The sequence below is a fragment of the Streptomyces sp. NPDC005794 genome, from assembly GCF_042871445.1.
In the GTDB taxonomy this organism is placed as follows: Bacteria; Actinomycetota; Actinomycetes; order Streptomycetales; family Streptomycetaceae; genus Streptomyces.
In genome coordinates this window covers 496,666-510,447 of record NZ_JBIAIN010000001.1, presented here as the reverse complement: position 1 = coordinate 510,447, position 13,782 = coordinate 496,666, and the positions used below count along the sequence as shown (strand labels likewise).

General features: G+C 70.9%; 14 protein-coding genes. 2 read left to right on the top strand and 12 right to left on the bottom strand.

Going from position 1 to position 13,782, the window contains the following annotated elements:
* Window positions 1-466: 466 nt before the first annotated feature.
* Entirely contained in the window at window positions 467-2,992 is a 2,526-nt protein-coding gene (locus ACFYQ5_RS02390; protein WP_389191853.1) for an ATP-dependent Clp protease ATP-binding subunit, read from the bottom strand.
* Between the two features lie 429 nt (window positions 2,993-3,421).
* Between ACFYQ5_RS02390 and ACFYQ5_RS02385 the strand changes: the two genes are divergently transcribed.
* Window positions 3,422-4,006: an SCO3374 family protein gene (locus ACFYQ5_RS02385; protein ID WP_389191850.1), complete on the top strand. Its 585-nt coding sequence runs from the start codon at window positions 3,422-3,424 to the stop codon at window positions 4,004-4,006.
* Here the strand turns inward: ACFYQ5_RS02385 and ACFYQ5_RS02380 are convergent.
* From ACFYQ5_RS02380 to ACFYQ5_RS02335, 10 genes are all read right to left on the bottom strand, one after another.
* Window positions 3,985-4,320, bottom strand: a complete 336-nt coding sequence (locus ACFYQ5_RS02380; RefSeq protein WP_389191847.1) for an Lsr2 family protein — start codon at window positions 4,318-4,320, stop codon at window positions 3,985-3,987. The genes ACFYQ5_RS02385 and ACFYQ5_RS02380 overlap by 22 nt on opposite strands.
* Window positions 4,321-4,465: 145 nt before the next feature.
* Complete coding sequence (locus tag ACFYQ5_RS02375; protein ID WP_389191845.1) at window positions 4,466-5,083, bottom strand: amino-acid N-acetyltransferase; 618 nt, start codon at window positions 5,081-5,083, stop codon at window positions 4,466-4,468.
* A 9-nt stretch (window positions 5,084-5,092) separates the two neighbouring features.
* Window positions 5,093-5,527, bottom strand: coding sequence for a BlaI/MecI/CopY family transcriptional regulator (locus tag ACFYQ5_RS02370; RefSeq protein ID WP_389191842.1), 435 nt, complete (start codon window positions 5,525-5,527; stop codon window positions 5,093-5,095).
* Window positions 5,528-5,627: 100 nt separating this feature from the next.
* Window positions 5,628-5,807, bottom strand: coding sequence for a hypothetical protein (locus ACFYQ5_RS02365; protein WP_389191840.1), 180 nt, complete (start codon window positions 5,805-5,807; stop codon window positions 5,628-5,630).
* A gap of 66 nt (window positions 5,808-5,873) precedes the next feature.
* Window positions 5,874-6,470, bottom strand: a complete 597-nt coding sequence (locus ACFYQ5_RS02360) for a hypothetical protein (protein WP_389191971.1) — start codon at window positions 6,468-6,470, stop codon at window positions 5,874-5,876.
* A gap of 140 nt (window positions 6,471-6,610) precedes the next feature.
* A complete protein-coding gene (locus tag ACFYQ5_RS02355) occupies window positions 6,611-7,408 on the bottom strand; it encodes a type III pantothenate kinase (RefSeq protein WP_351279852.1) in 798 nt (265 codons plus the stop codon).
* Entirely contained in the window at window positions 7,408-8,439 is a 1,032-nt protein-coding gene (nadC, locus tag ACFYQ5_RS02350; protein WP_389191837.1) for a carboxylating nicotinate-nucleotide diphosphorylase, read from the bottom strand. Before nadC ends, ACFYQ5_RS02355 begins: the two co-directional genes overlap by 1 nt.
* A gap of 2 nt (window positions 8,440-8,441) precedes the next feature.
* Window positions 8,442-10,265 (bottom strand): L-aspartate oxidase, encoded by a 1,824-nt coding sequence (locus ACFYQ5_RS02345; protein WP_389191834.1) that lies wholly within the window; start codon window positions 10,263-10,265, stop codon window positions 8,442-8,444.
* Window positions 10,262-11,275, bottom strand: a complete 1,014-nt coding sequence (gene panC / locus ACFYQ5_RS02340; protein ID WP_389191831.1) for a pantoate--beta-alanine ligase — start codon at window positions 11,273-11,275, stop codon at window positions 10,262-10,264. Before panC ends, ACFYQ5_RS02345 begins: the two co-directional genes overlap by 4 nt.
* Window positions 11,272-12,246, bottom strand: a complete 975-nt coding sequence (locus ACFYQ5_RS02335) for a Rossmann-like and DUF2520 domain-containing protein (RefSeq protein WP_389191828.1) — start codon at window positions 12,244-12,246, stop codon at window positions 11,272-11,274. Before ACFYQ5_RS02335 ends, panC begins: the two co-directional genes overlap by 4 nt.
* Before the next feature lie 166 nt (window positions 12,247-12,412).
* Between ACFYQ5_RS02335 and ACFYQ5_RS02330 the strand changes: the two genes are divergently transcribed.
* A complete protein-coding gene (locus ACFYQ5_RS02330) occupies window positions 12,413-13,579 on the top strand; it encodes a threonine aldolase family protein (RefSeq protein ID WP_389191826.1) in 1,167 nt (388 codons plus the stop codon).
* On the opposite strand, the gene ACFYQ5_RS02325 is transcribed toward ACFYQ5_RS02330, so the two are convergent.
* Entirely contained in the window at window positions 13,570-13,728 is a 159-nt protein-coding gene (locus ACFYQ5_RS02325) for a hypothetical protein (RefSeq protein WP_389191823.1), read from the bottom strand. The genes ACFYQ5_RS02330 and ACFYQ5_RS02325 overlap by 10 nt on opposite strands.
* Window positions 13,729-13,782: the final 54 nt, after the last annotated feature.

Below are 13,782 nucleotides of genomic sequence, written 5' to 3'. Positions count from 1 at the left end.
AGCCGTAGCCGAGCGGGCGGGAATTCGTCGCGACCGCCGGCGCGACGGCGCCGGACGACCTTCCCGACATTTTTCGCGAAACAGGTTTAACCCCTGCTCCAGCGGCGCCCTTCCTGGACACAGGCCAGCAATCCGGCCATACCGCCTCGAACGCCGAAAGTCTCGCCGTGGGCAGGACCAAGGTCCCGGGACCGGTGACCCTGTCTCCTCCTAAGGCTCCTAGTAGGCCTCTTGGGGCCTGTGCGCCTTGTCACCGCCGGTGGGCCGGAGGTCTGTCCGTTTCGGGACCTTCGCCCCTGCGGGCCGACGGGGCCGGCGCACACCCGCTCAGCGCCCACGCCGGGGGCAGACGGCCGACGAACCGGGCAGCCGGCCGGCCATCGGAACGTACTGGAACGCGCAAGGGGCTGCCCCGGACCGAAAACCGGTCCGGGGCAGCCCCTTCGACGCGCAGGCGCTACGCGCCCTACGCTTCCTTCGACAGGTTCGGGCCGCCGCCCGCCGCCTGCTCGATCGGCGGGACGTCGGGCAGCGGCGACTTCTCCTCGCCGCGGAACGAGAACTTCTTCTCGTCCCCTTCGCCCTCGGTGCCCACGACCACGATGTGACCGGGACGCAGCTCGCCGAAGAGGATCTTCTCCGAGAGGATGTCCTCGATCTCGCGCTGGATCGTCCGGCGCAGCGGCCGGGCACCCATCACGGGGTCGTAGCCCTTCTTCGCCAGGAGCGACTTGGCCTCGGCACTGAGCTCGATGCCCATGTCGCGGTCCTTGAGACGCTCATCCACCTTGTCGACCATCAGGTCGACGATCTGAATGATGTCTTCCTCCGTGAGCTGGTGGAAGACGACCGTGTCGTCGACACGGTTGAGGAACTCGGGCCGGAAGTGCTGCTTGAGCTCTTCGTTGACCTTGACCTTCATCCGCTCGTAGTTCGTCTTGACGTCGCCCTGGGCGGCGAAGCCCAGGTTGAAGCCCTTCGAGATGTCCCGGGTCCCGAGGTTGGTCGTCATGATGATGACCGTGTTCTTGAAGTCCACGACCCGGCCCTGGGAGTCGGTCAGACGACCGTCTTCCAGAATCTGGAGCAGGGAATTGAAGATATCGGGGTGGGCCTTCTCGACCTCGTCGAAGAGGACGACGGAGAACGGCTTGCGGCGCACCTTCTCGGTGAGCTGGCCGCCCTCTTCGTAGCCCACGTAACCGGGGGGCGAACCGAAGAGACGGGAAACCGTGTGCTTCTCGCTGAACTCCGACATGTCGAGGGAGATCAGCGCGTCCTCGTCGCCGAAGAGGAATTCGGCGAGCGTCTTGGAGAGCTCCGTCTTACCGACACCGGACGGGCCGGCGAAGATGAACGAGCCACCGGGACGCTTCGGGTCCTTCAGACCGGCTCGCGTACGGCGGATCGCCTGCGAGAGGGCCTTGATGGCGTCCTTCTGGCCGATGACGCGCTTGTGGAGCTCGTCCTCCATGCGCAGCAGACGCGAGGACTCCTCCTCGGTCAGCTTGAAGACCGGGATGCCGGTGGAGGCTGCCAGGACTTCCGCGATGAGCTCGCCGTCGACCTCGGCGACGACGTCCATGTCGCCGGCCTTCCACTCCTTCTCCCGCTTGGCCTTCGCCGCCAGCAGCTGCTTCTCCTTGTCACGGAGCGAAGCCGCCTTCTCGAAGTCCTGGGAGTCGATCGCCGACTCCTTGTCGCGGCGGACGCCCGCGATCTTCTCGTCGAACTCGCGGAGGTCCGGCGGCGCGGTCATCCGGCGGATCCGCATCCGGGAGCCGGCCTCGTCGATCAGGTCGATCGCCTTGTCCGGCAGGAAGCGGTCCGAGATGTAGCGGTCGGCCAGGGTGGCGGCCTGGACCAGCGCCTCGTCCGTGATGGAGACCCTGTGGTGGGCCTCGTAACGGTCACGCAGACCCTTGAGGATCTCGATGGTGTGCGGCAGCGTCGGCTCCGCGACCTGGATGGGCTGGAAGCGGCGCTCGAGCGCGGCGTCCTTCTCCAGGTGCTTGCGGTACTCGTCGAGCGTCGTGGCACCGATGGTCTGGAGCTCGCCTCGCGCCAGCATGGGCTTGAGGATGCTCGCCGCGTCGATCGCGCCCTCGGCGGCACCCGCACCCACCAGGGTGTGGAGCTCGTCGATGAACAGGATGATGTCGCCGCGGGTGCGGATCTCCTTGAGGACCTTCTTCAGGCGCTCCTCGAAGTCACCGCGGTAGCGGGAACCGGCGACCAGCGCACCGAGGTCGAGGGTGTAGAGGTGCTTGTCCTTGAGGGTCTCGGGCACCTCGCCCTTGACGATGGCCTGGGCCAGGCCCTCGACGACCGCCGTCTTGCCGACGCCGGGCTCGCCGATGAGGACCGGGTTGTTCTTCGTACGGCGGGACAGCACCTGCATGACCCGCTCGATCTCCTTCTCGCGCCCGATGACCGGGTCGAGCTTGGACTCACGAGCGGCCTGGGTGAGATTCCGGCCGAACTGGTCGAGCACCAGGGACGTGGAGGGCGTGCCCTCGGCGGGGCCGCCTGCGGTGGCCGCCTCCTTGCCTCCCGAGTACCCGGAGAGCAGCTGGATGACCTGCTGCCGCACCCGGTTCAGGTCGGCGCCCAGCTTCACGAGGACCTGGGCTGCGACGCCCTCGCCCTCGCGGATCAGGCCGAGCAGGATGTGCTCCGTGCCGATGTAGTTGTGGCCGAGCTGAAGGGCCTCGCGGAGCGAAAGCTCCAGGACCTTCTTCGCCCGGGGAGTGAAGGGGATGTGCCCGGACGGGGCCTGCTGGCCCTGACCGATGATCTCCTCCACCTGCTGGCGGACCGCCTCGAGCGAAATCCCGAGGCTCTCCAGGGCCTTAGCGGCGACACCCTCACCCTCGTGGATCAGGCCCAGGAGGATGTGCTCGGTGCCGATGTAGTTGTGGTTGAGCATCCGGGCTTCTTCCTGAGCCAGGACGACAACCCGCCGCGCGCGGTCGGTGAACCTCTCGAACATCGTTAATCGCTCCTCAGAGCGGTCAGGCAGTAAGGGGTCGGTCCCCTCCCTGTCCTTCCGCAGCTTAGTCCCGCAAGCGGGGACCGCTCATTTCAACTGCCGACACCCGTCGATGGCCTCCTGCCCCGAACGCCGACAACTGCTCCAACCCGATGGTGCGAGACGATGTTCCCGCAGGCCAGGCAGATAGCCCTTTCGCCAGTACGCCGATGGCGAACGTGAGACGTTTTTGCCCGCGTGTCGCCCCTTCCCACTAGGGATGTCTTACCCGCACTCCCTGACAGTCCATGCGGCGCACCCCCGTTTCCTCCGCTACGGGCGAACAACTTCGCACTGCCGAGCGCTTCCGTGCGCCCCCTCGCCGGACACGCAGAGCATTCGATCATGAACAGCGCGTAACTCCGGGGCCGGTTCGGCGGTTCATCGGACATGGCTTCCCTCGTCCCGCCTCCCCGCACGTCGCCGGGATTCGACGACCGCGCGCAGTGGTACGCCCGCGAGCTCGGCTGGGCCACGGCAGGCACGTCGCCGGTGCGCCTGCTGACAGGGCTGCGCTTCGACGTTCTGGAGCTGCCCGCCGCGGCAGGTCACGCGGCGCTGAGCCGGGTCGGACACACCGGCCCGGTGGCGCTGGCGGGGCGGCGCATGCAGCTGCTGGTGGCCGCGGGCAGCGCCGACGAGCTGCCCGGCCTGCTCGACTGGCTCGAATGGGGCGGGATCGCTCTCGACCTGTCCGCCGCCGGCCCCGGCGGACACATCACGGCCCCCATGCCGCCGGGTGGCACGGCGGGATCGCCGGGGGCCGCGTTCTGGCTGCGGCCCCCCGGATCGCGCCAGGAGGTGGAACCATCGCTCCCGGCCCTCGGCGGCCTCGGGAGCAGGGGTGGGGATGCTCCCGACCTCGTACGACTCGTGGACGCGGCGGCGACGGAATGCCACCGGGCCCGGCTCGCGCATGCCAGGACGTACCTGTGGGCCCATCGGCCGACAGGTCAGCCGTTGGCCTTCTCGTAAGCCTCGCGGATCTCGGCGGGAACGCGGCCGCGGTCATTCACGTTGTGGCCGTTCTCGCGCGCCCACCTACGGATCTCGGCGGTGTCCTTGTTGCCACCGGCAACGGCGCGGCCCTTGCCACGGCCGGTCGCGGCGCGACCACCGGTGCGACGGCCGCTCTTGGCGTACGGCTCAAGAAGACCACGGAGCTTGTCCGCGTTGGACGTGGTGAGGTCGATCTCGTACGTCTTGCCATCCAGAGCGAACGTCACGGTCTCGTCCGCCTCGCCACCGTCGAGGTCATCAACAAGAAGGACCTGAACCTTCTGTGCCACCGGATTTCCTTTCATCGAAAAATGCAGTACGCGGAAAGGAAACCGCTTTTCCCCGGAAAACACAAACCCTTGGGAGAGGTTCAGGAGCGCAAGAACGCGGGAAACATGCGCGATTCGGACATAGGGTTCCGGCATCTTCCGCCGGTCACAGGTGCAGAAGCATCCGGCTGTTACCCAAGGTGTTCGGCTTCACTCGTTCGAGGCCCAGGAACTCGGCGACACCCTCGTCATAGGAACGCAGCAGCTCGCTGTAGACATCTCCGTCGACCGGCGTCTCTCCGATCTCGGTGAAGCCGTGAGCGGCGAAGAAGTCGACTTCGAACGTGAGACAGAAAACCCGGCGGACGCCGAGCCAGCGGGCGGTCTGCAAGAGCTTGTCCAGAACCTGATGACCGACCCCGGCGCCCTTGATGCCGGGGTCGACGGCGAGAGTACGGACTTCGGCCAGGTCCTCCCACATCACGTGGAGTGCGCCGCAGCCGACGACACGGGCGTCCTCGTCGCGTTCGGCGACCCAGAACTCCTGGATGTCCTCGTAAAGCGTCACCGTCGCTTTGTCGAGCAGGATGCCTTCCGAGACGTAGCCGTCGAGCAGTCCGCGGACGGACGCCACATCGCTCGTCCTGGCACGGCGGACGGTGATGGCCGGCCTATTTACCGGTGGGCCGGTATGAAGATCTGCGCGTGATCCGGTTTCCGGCCGGCTATGAGCTCCGGTTTGCGACTCGGTACGGTGCTCGGTTTGCGACTGCTCTGAGGACATCCCCCGACGCTATCGCCCACTCTCCGGCGGCGCTTCATCGGCCGTGGTCCCGTCATCGGGGCGGCTCTCGGAGGGTTCGGCGAAGGTGGGCACGACGACGCGCATCGCATCCCGGAGAGCCTCGCGCTGCTCCGCGGACATCATGCCGAAGAAGGCGACCAGCGCGGCCGCCGGGTTGTCGCTCTGCGACCAGGCCTCGTTCATCAGTGCGGCCGAGTATGCGGCGCGGGTGGAGACCGCCGTATATCGATATGCCCGGCCATCCACTTCCCGGCGTACCCAGCCCTTCTGATGGAGATTGTCCATTACCGTCATGACGGTCGTGTACGCGATGGACCGTTCCTGTTGAAGGTCCTCGAGAACTTCCCGCACGGTGACCGGGCGGTTCCATTGCCAGACCCGTGTCATCACGGTGTCTTCCAGCTCTCCCAATTGGCGCGGCACAGCGTCACCTTAGTGCTAGATGTCTGGAATGGGATAATTCCGGGACGACAAAAGGGCGCACGGCTCCGGAGAAGCCGTGCGCCCTTCGTCTCAGGTCCGGTCAGACGCCTTCGGTCCGCGGGGCCTGCTCGGCCGACGCGGCACGGGCGAGCGCCGCGTCCACCGCGGCGTCCTCCTTGGCCTTGTTCGGGCCGCCCTGGCTCTTGATGATCGTCACGACAAGGCCGATGAAGAAGACGGCCATCACCACGGGGGGAACGAGCGCGGATACGTAGTCCATGCCGTCCAGCGTAGCGAGCCCGGCATTCCGGCCGCCCCCGGGCACCCCTCCGGCACGTCGGCCCGCTCAGGACACGGCGCGTTCCTCCGGCGGAGGAACGGGTGCGGGCCGGCGGCGGGGCGGGAAGACCTCGGACGGCTTGGGCATCGGACGCTCGCCCGGAGCCGCCGGGCGGGCCGGCACCGCAGGTCCCGACGGGGTCCGGGGCCGCTCGGGCTCCTTGGCCGCCGACAGGCCCCCGGGAAGGGCCAGCAGCCGGCTGCGCGGCGCGGGCGTCGTGGCGGGCACCGCGCGACCGGCGAGGCGAGCCCGCACCGAACGCTCGGCGAGCACCTGGCAGCGCTCCAGCAGGGCCGCGGCGACCGGCCCGGCGCGCAGGGCGCGCAAGGCCGCGAGGTCGTCGGGGCGGGGGTCGTAGCCGGCCGCGAGGGCATCCTGGAGGAGCTCCAGATAGCCGCTGAGCGAGCCGGGGAGGGCATCTCGGTAGCGGGCGAGATCGGCGAGGAGGAAGGCACGCAGCCGGCCCGCCTCGCTCGCCACCTCGTCCACCGTGCCCGCGAGTCGCAGGCAGTCCTGGACATCCTCTTCCGGCAGGGGCGTGGGGTGGAGGGCGTTGGCGAGAGCACGTCGGAGCACCCGGAGCTCGTCCGCGCTGAACGCCATGCCGCCGCGTGATCCGTAGGGCGTGGGCATGACGCGATAATACGTGCTAAATGGACAAAATCCGCTTAACTACTCGCTCGGCGGCGCGGCGTCGGACACCGCACCGCCGGGTCGTTCCCGCAGGTGGTCGCGGGCGCGTCCTACATCCGGGCGATGTTGCGCTCGTACACGAGGCGCAGCCCGATGAGCGTCAGCCAGGGCTCGTGCTCGTCGATGACGGAGGACTCGCCCAACACCATCGGAGCAAGGCCACCGGTCGCGATGACGGTGACCTCGTCGGGGTCGGCCGCCAGCTCCTTCTTCATGCGCTGGACCACACCGTCGATCTGACCGGCGAAGCCGTACACGATGCCGGACTGCATGGCCTCGACGGTGTTCTTGCCGATCACGCTGCGGGGACGCGCGAGCTCGATCTTGCGGAGCTGGGCGCCCTTCACCCCGAGCGCCTCCACGGAGATCTCGATGCCCGGCGCGATCACCCCGCCCGTGTACTCGCCGCGCGCGGAGACCGCGTCGAAGGTCGTGGCCGTGCCGAGGTCGACGACGATGGCCGGGCCGCCGTAGAGCTCGACTGCGGCGACCGCGTTGATGATGCGGTCCGCGCCGACCTCCTTCGGGTTGTCCGTGAGGACCGGCACGCCCGTCTTGACGCCCGGCTCCACGAGGACCGCCGGGACATCGCCGTAGTAGCGGCGGGTGACCTCGCGGAGCTCGTGCAGCACGGCGGGGACGGTCGAGCAGATCGCGATGCCCTCGATGCCGTCGCCGAGCTCGACACCGAGCAGCGGGTGCATGCCCATCAGGCCCTGGAGCAGGACGGCGAGCTCGTCCGCCGTGCGGCGGGCGTCGGTGGAGATCCGCCAGTGCTCGACGATCTCCTCGCCGTCGAACAGGCCGAGGACGGTGTGGGAGTTGCCGACGTCGATGGTGAGCAGCATCAGGCGTCGGCCCCGTCGCGGAAGTCCAGGCCGATGTCGAGGATCGGCGAGGAGTGCGTGAGCGCGCCGACGGCCAGGTAGTCGACGCCCGCCTCGGCGTAGGCGCGGGCGGAGTCGAGGGTGAGCCGGCCCGAGGACTCCAGCACCGCCCGGCCGTCGACGAGGGCGACCGCCTCGGCGGTCCGGGCGGGGGTGAAGTTGTCCAGCAGGATCAGGTCGGCACCGGCGTCGAGCACCTCGCGTACCTGCTCGAGGGTGTCGGCCTCCACCTCGATCGCGAGCTCCGGGAACGCCTTCCTGACGCGCTGGAACGCCTCGGCGACACCGCCTGCCGCGATCACGTGGTTGTCCTTGACCAGCGCCGCGTCCACGAGCGACATGCGGTGGTTGACCCCGCCGCCGCAGCGCACCGCGTACTTCTCCAGCGCGCGCAGCCCCGGGGTGGTCTTGCGGGTGTCCCGGACCTTCGCCTTCGTGCCCTCGAGCACATCGGCCCAGGCGCGGGTCGCGGTCGCGATCCCGGAGAGCCTGCAGAGCAGGTTGAGCGCGCTGCGCTCGCCGGTGAGCAGGTCACGGGTGCGGGTCGTGACGGTGAGCAGCTTCTGGCCGGGCGCGACACGGTCGCCGTCCTCGACGTGCCGTTCGACCTCGAACTCGTCGGTGCAGACGATGGACAGGACGGCCTCGGCGACGCGCAGACCGGCGACGACGCCCGCCTCACGCGCGGTGAAGTCGCCGGTGGCGACGGAGTCCTCCGGGACGGTCGCCACGGTGGTGACGTCCTCGCCTCCGTCGAGGTCCTCCTCGATCGCGACGTGGGCGATGTCCTCGACCTGGACCGGGTCCAGTCCGGCGTCGGCCAGGAGCTGGGCCAGTGCGGGGTCGAGACCGCACTCCAGCCCGTCGGGGTCGTAGCCGTCACCGCAGCCGCAGCCGTCGCCGCAGCCGCCCCCGGACTCGGCGGGTACGCCGATGTGGATCAGCGGTACGTCCACGGGTGTGGGGCGCGGATTCTCTTCGGGCGTGCTCACGGTTACGGCTCCTCGGGGGCGTCGGCGGGGTTGGTGCGGACACTGTCGGACAGCGCGGGCAGCGCGGACAGTGCTGTGTCTGTGGGGTCCGCAGGGTCTTCCGGGCGTACGGGCGGGAACGCGGCGCTGTCCGTCGTGCGGACGACGGGCTGCCGGCCGGGGGCGATACGGAGGACGAGGTGGCGTCGCCAGGCGGCGTCGTCGCGGTCGGGCCGGTCCTCGCGCCAGTGGCAGCCGCGGGTCTCCTCGCGCTCCCGTGCTGCGGCGACCAGGACCTGCGAGACGAGCAGCAGGTTCGTGGCCTCCCACGCCTCCACCCCTGGTACGGCGTCCTTGGGGCCTTCGTCGGCGGCGGCCGCGTACCGGAGCTCCTCCAGCTCTTCTGCCGCGGTGGCGAGACTTCCGGCGGAACGGATGACCCCGGCGCCCCTGGTCATGATCCGCTGGACCGTGGTCCGGGACTCCGCGGTGAGCAGCGGGACGGTGTGGGCTCCGGCGGGGTCCGCCACGGGGGTACGCCGGGAGGCGGACCCGGAACCGGTCCGGTGGGCGGCTGCGGCCTCGGTGACGTCCGGGAGATCGGCGGTCCCGGCGATGTCCGCCGCGATGCGCTCCGCGAAGACCAGTCCCTCCAGGAGGGAGTTGGACGCCAGCCGGTTCGCGCCGTGCACGCCCGTGCAGGCGACCTCACCGCAGGCGTACAGACCGGGCACCGTCGTACGGCCCCGCAGGTCCGTACGCACGCCGCCCGAGGCGTAGTGCGCGGCGGGTGCCACCGGGATCGGCTGTGTGACGGGGTCGATGCCGTGGGCGCGACAGGCGGCGAGGATCGTCGGGAAGCGCTGCTCCCACATCGTGGCGCCGAAGTGGCGGGCGTCGAGATACATGTGCTCGGTGCCCTGGAGGTGCATCTGGCGGGTGATGGCCTTGGCGACGATGTCGCGGGGGGCCAACTCGGCCAGCTCGTGCTGCCCGAGCATGAAGCGGGTGCCTGAGCCGTCGACGAGGTGGGCGCCCTCGCCCCGTACCGCCTCGGACACCAGCGGCTGCTGGCCCTCGGATCCGGCGCCGAGAAACAGGACGGTCGGGTGGAACTGGACGAATTCGAGGTCGGAGACCTCGGCGCCCGCCCGCAGCGCGAGCGCCACCCCGTCGCCCGTCGAGACCGGCGGGTTGGTGGTGGCGGAGAAGACCTGGCCCATGCCGCCGGTGGCGAGCACCACGGCCGGGGCGTGGACGGCGCCGACGCCGTCGTGCTGGCCCTCGCCCATGACGTGCAGGGTGACGCCCTCCGTACGGCCTTCGGCGTCCGTGAGCAGGTCCAGGACCAGCGCGTTCTCGATGGTGCGCAGGGCGGCCGAGCGGACCGCCTCGACCAGGGCGCGGGAGATCTCGGCGCCCGTCGCGTCGCCCCCCGCGTGCGCGATACGGCGGCGGTGGTGGCCGCCCTCACGGGTCAGGGCGATCGCCCCGGTGTCGGTGGTGTCGAAGTGCGCGCCGGTGTCGATCAGCCGGCGTACGGCGTCGGGGCCCTCCGTGACCAGGGCGCGCACCGCCGTCTCGTCGCACAGTCCGGCCCCGGCGACCAGGGTGTCGTCGAGGTGCTGCTCGGGGGTGTCGCCCTCACCGAGCGCGGCGGCTATGCCGCCCTGCGCCCAGCGGGTGGAGCCGTCGTCGAGACGCGCCTTGGTGACGACGACGGTCGCGAGGCCCGCCGCGGCGCAGCGCAGTGCGGTGGTGAGACCGGCCACGCCGGAGCCGACCACGACGACGTCCGCGTCGATGGCCCAGCCGGGGGCGGGGGCGGCCAGCCGTATTCCGGTCACGTGAGGGCTCCGAGGGTCAGCGGGATGTTGTCGATCAGGCGGGTCGCTCCCACCCGCGCGGCGACGGTGAGGACCGCCTCGCCACTGACACGGTCGTCGGGGACCTCGGTGAAGTCCGCCGGGTCCACGAGCGCCACGTAGTCCAGGGTGAGGGGCACCGCTTCCTCCGCCGCCTCGTCCAGGACGGCCCGTGCGGCGGCCAGCACCGCGGCGGCCGTCACGGTCGGCCGGGCCAGCGCCACGGCCTGGGTGTCGGCGGCCGCGCGGGCCTCACCCAGACGGTTGAGGGCGGCGGCCCGGCCCCCGTGCTCCGGGACCGTCCGGGCACGGGCGTGCAGCGTCTGCTGGGCTACCAGCCGGTCGCGGGCGGCGAACAGGGCCCTGGGCAGGGCCAGCGCGGTCCGGCGCTCCTCGGCGGAGAGGAAGCGGTTCCGGCTGGAGAGCGCGAGGCCGTCCGGGTCGCGGACGGTCGGCACCGCGACGATGTCGATGCCGAAGTCGAGGTCACGCACCATGCGGCGGACCAGCGCCAGCTGCTGGGCGTCCTTCTGCCCGAAGAACGCCGCGTCCGGCCGGGTGAGGTGGAGGAGCTTGGCGACGACGGTGAGCATGCCGTCGAAGTGCCCGGGGCGGGAGGCGCCTTCCAGCCGTTCGCCCATGGGGCCGGCGGTGATCCTGACCTCCGGCTCACCGCCGGGGTAGACGTCGTCGGCGGAGGGGGCGAAGACCGCGTCGGCACCGGCCTCCGAGGCGACGGCGAGGTCGGCCTCCAGGGTGCGGGGGTAGCGGTCGAGGTCGGTGGCCTCGCCGAACTGGAGCGGGTTGACGAAGACGGTGACCACGACCTGGCCGTCGGGTCCCGCGGCGGCCCGTGCCGCACGGATCAGGGTGGCGTGACCGTCGTGGAGCGCGCCCATCGTCATGGCGACGGCGCGGCGCGTTCCGGGGGCCCGGCCGAAGGCGTCCAGCTCAGCGGCGGAGCGCAGCAGGGTGGCGGGTGCGGTGTTCATCGCTTCTCCCCCGGCCCGGACGCTTCCGGGCCGTGTGTTCCGTTCGTTCCGTTCGCGGCACCGCTGTCCGACAGGACGCCGAGGAGGTCCTCCGCGAATTCCGGCTTCAGCAGACCGTGGTCCAGCGCCCGGTCGGCCGTGGCACGCGCCATGGCGAGATATCCGGCCACCGTCTGCGGGGCGTGCGCACGCAGCTCGCGGATGTGCGCGGCCACCGTCCCCGCGTCGCCCCGGGCGACGGGGCCGGTCAGCGCCGCGTCACCGGAGCGCAGGGCGTTGTCGAGCGCGGCTCCGAGCAGCGGGCCGAGCATCCGGTCGGGCGCGCCGACACCCGCTTCGCGGAGCAGCTCCAGGGACTGGGCGACCAGGGTGACCAGGTGGTTCGCGCCGAGGGCGAGCGCCGCGTGGTAGAGCGGCCGGGACTCCTCGGCGATCCACTCGGGCTCGCCGCCCATCTCGATGACGAGCGCCTCGGCCGCGAGTCTGAGCTCCTCGGGGGCGGTGACTCCGAAGGAGCAGCCGGCCAGCCGCTGGACGTCGACGGCGCTGCCGGTGAAGGTCATCGCCGGATGCAGGGCGAGCGGGAGCGCTCCGGCCCGCAGGGCGGGATCGAGCACCTTCGTCCCGTACCGCCCGGAGGTGTGGACGAGCAACTGGCCCGGTCGCACGGCGCCGGTCTCGGCGAGGCCTTCGACCAGGCCGGGCAGCGCGTCGTCGGGGACCGTCAGCAGCACGAGCTCAGCGCGTGCGAGGACCTCGGCGGGGGTCACCAGGGGGACGTCGGGGAGCAGAGCGGCGGCCCGGCGCACGGATGCGTCGGAGACGCCCGACACAGCGACCGGACGGTGCCCGGCGAGTTGCAGCGAGGCGGCGAGGGCCGGGCCGACCCGGCCGGCGCCGACGACACCGACGGTGAGGCGGGCGGGGCGGTCCCTCGCGTCGAGGGCTTCCTTGGAAACTGATGCGTTCACGCGGGGGTGGCCTTCCGTTCCAGTCCGCGGGGGGTACCGGACGATTCCTCTGCATGCTACGCCAGCATTTCGCCGCACTCCCCGGCCGTCCACACCCTGTGGATAACTTTCGGCGGCGAGGCGACCCGGGGTGGGTGGTGTCAGCGGCCCGGGCGATGATCGTCCCATGGGAGACACCGACGAGCAGAAGCAGCGACGGCGCAGGCTGACCGCATGGCAGCGGTCAGGAAAGGTGCTGGCACGGATGTCGGCGGACCACACGCTGGCCGGGCGGCTGGCCGCGCTGGCCGCCGACGCCGGCACGGTCCACGACCCGGGCGAGTGGACGGACGTGTACGGCGACGGGGTGGTGGCCGAGGTCGAGCGGCGCACGGCGGACCTGCTGGGCATGGAGGCCGCGGCCTTCTTCCCGACCGGGACGATGGCGCAGCAGGTCGCACTGCGGTGCTGGGCGGGGCGTACGGGCGATCCGGTCGTGGCCCTGCATCCGCTCTCCCACCCGGAGGTGCACGAGCGCGGCGCACTCGCCTCGGTGAGCGGGCTGCGCACGGTGCATCCGACGACCGCGCCCCGTCCTGCCACGGCGGACGAGATCCGGGACTTCCCCGAGCCGTTCGGCACGCTGATGCTCGAGCTGCCGCTGCGTGACGCCGGATTCGTCCTGCCCTCCTGGGAGGAGCTGGAGGCCGTCGTGGCCGCCGCGCGGGAGCGGGACGCGGTGGTGCATCTGGACGGGGCGCGTCTCTGGGAGTGCACGTCGCACTTCGGGCGCGGTCTGCCGGAGATCGCGGCGCTCGCCGACAGTGTGTACGTGTCGTTCTACAAGTCCCTGGACGGGCTGTCCGGAGCGGTGCTCGCCGGCCCGGAGTCACTGGTCGAGGAGGCGAGGACCTGGCGCCACCGGTACGGCGGTCAGGTCTTCCAGCAGTACCCGGCGGCCCTCTCCGCCCTGCTGGGCCTGGAACGGGAACTGCCGAGACTGCCGTCGTACGTCGATCACGCGAAGGTGGTCGCCGGGGCTCTGGCGGAGGGCTTCACCGGGTCGGCGGTGCCGTGGTTCCGGGTACACCCCGAGCCGCCGCACACCCACCAGTTCCAGGTCTGGCTGCCCTACGCCGCGGACGTGCTCGACGAGGCGTCGGTGCGGCAGGCCGAGGAGACGGGCGTGGCCCTCTTCCGCCGCTGGTTCGCGGCTCCGACGGGTCCGCCCGGGCTCTCGTTCACCGAGGTCACGGTGGCGTCGCCGGGACTGGAGTGGACGGCCGGCGACGTACGGGAAGCGGTGGCCGGGTTCGTGGCGCGGCTCCAGGAGCAGGCAGCGCCTCAGGGATAGGGCGGGCGGTGGGCGGCGGTCCAGGCGCGGACACACCGGCGGATGGTGCGCAGAACCTCCCAGTCGTGTGAGCCGGGCAGCGGGGGCGGCACCTCACCGCGCTGCGCGGCTCGACAGCTGTCGAGCATGTGCTGCTGAACGATGTCCATGCATCCAGCCTGGCCCCGGCCCGGCAGGTGCGCCCGTGGATTGACGACCGCCGT

Coding starts and splice junctions, on each gene's coding strand:
- ACFYQ5_RS02390 (WP_389191853.1), bottom strand. CDS start 2,992: ATGTTCGAGAGGTTCACCGACCGCGCGCGGCGGGTTGTCGTCCTGGCT.
- ACFYQ5_RS02385 (WP_389191850.1), top strand. CDS start 3,422: ATGGCTTCCCTCGTCCCGCCTCCCCGCACGTCGCCGGGATTCGACGAC.
- ACFYQ5_RS02375 (WP_389191845.1), bottom strand. CDS start 5,083: ATGTCCTCAGAGCAGTCGCAAACCGAGCACCGTACCGAGTCGCAAACC.
- ACFYQ5_RS02365 (WP_389191840.1), bottom strand. CDS start 5,807: ATGGACTACGTATCCGCGCTCGTTCCCCCCGTGGTGATGGCCGTCTTC.
- ACFYQ5_RS02360 (WP_389191971.1), bottom strand. CDS start 6,470: ATGGCGTTCAGCGCGGACGAGCTCCGGGTGCTCCGACGTGCTCTCGCC.
- ACFYQ5_RS02355 (WP_351279852.1), bottom strand. CDS start 7,408: ATGCTGCTCACCATCGACGTCGGCAACTCCCACACCGTCCTCGGCCTG.
- panC (WP_389191831.1), bottom strand. CDS start 11,275: ATGAACACCGCACCCGCCACCCTGCTGCGCTCCGCCGCTGAGCTGGAC.
- ACFYQ5_RS02330 (WP_389191826.1), top strand. CDS start 12,413: ATGGGAGACACCGACGAGCAGAAGCAGCGACGGCGCAGGCTGACCGCA.
- ACFYQ5_RS02325 (WP_389191823.1), bottom strand. CDS start 13,728: ATGGACATCGTTCAGCAGCACATGCTCGACAGCTGTCGAGCCGCGCAG.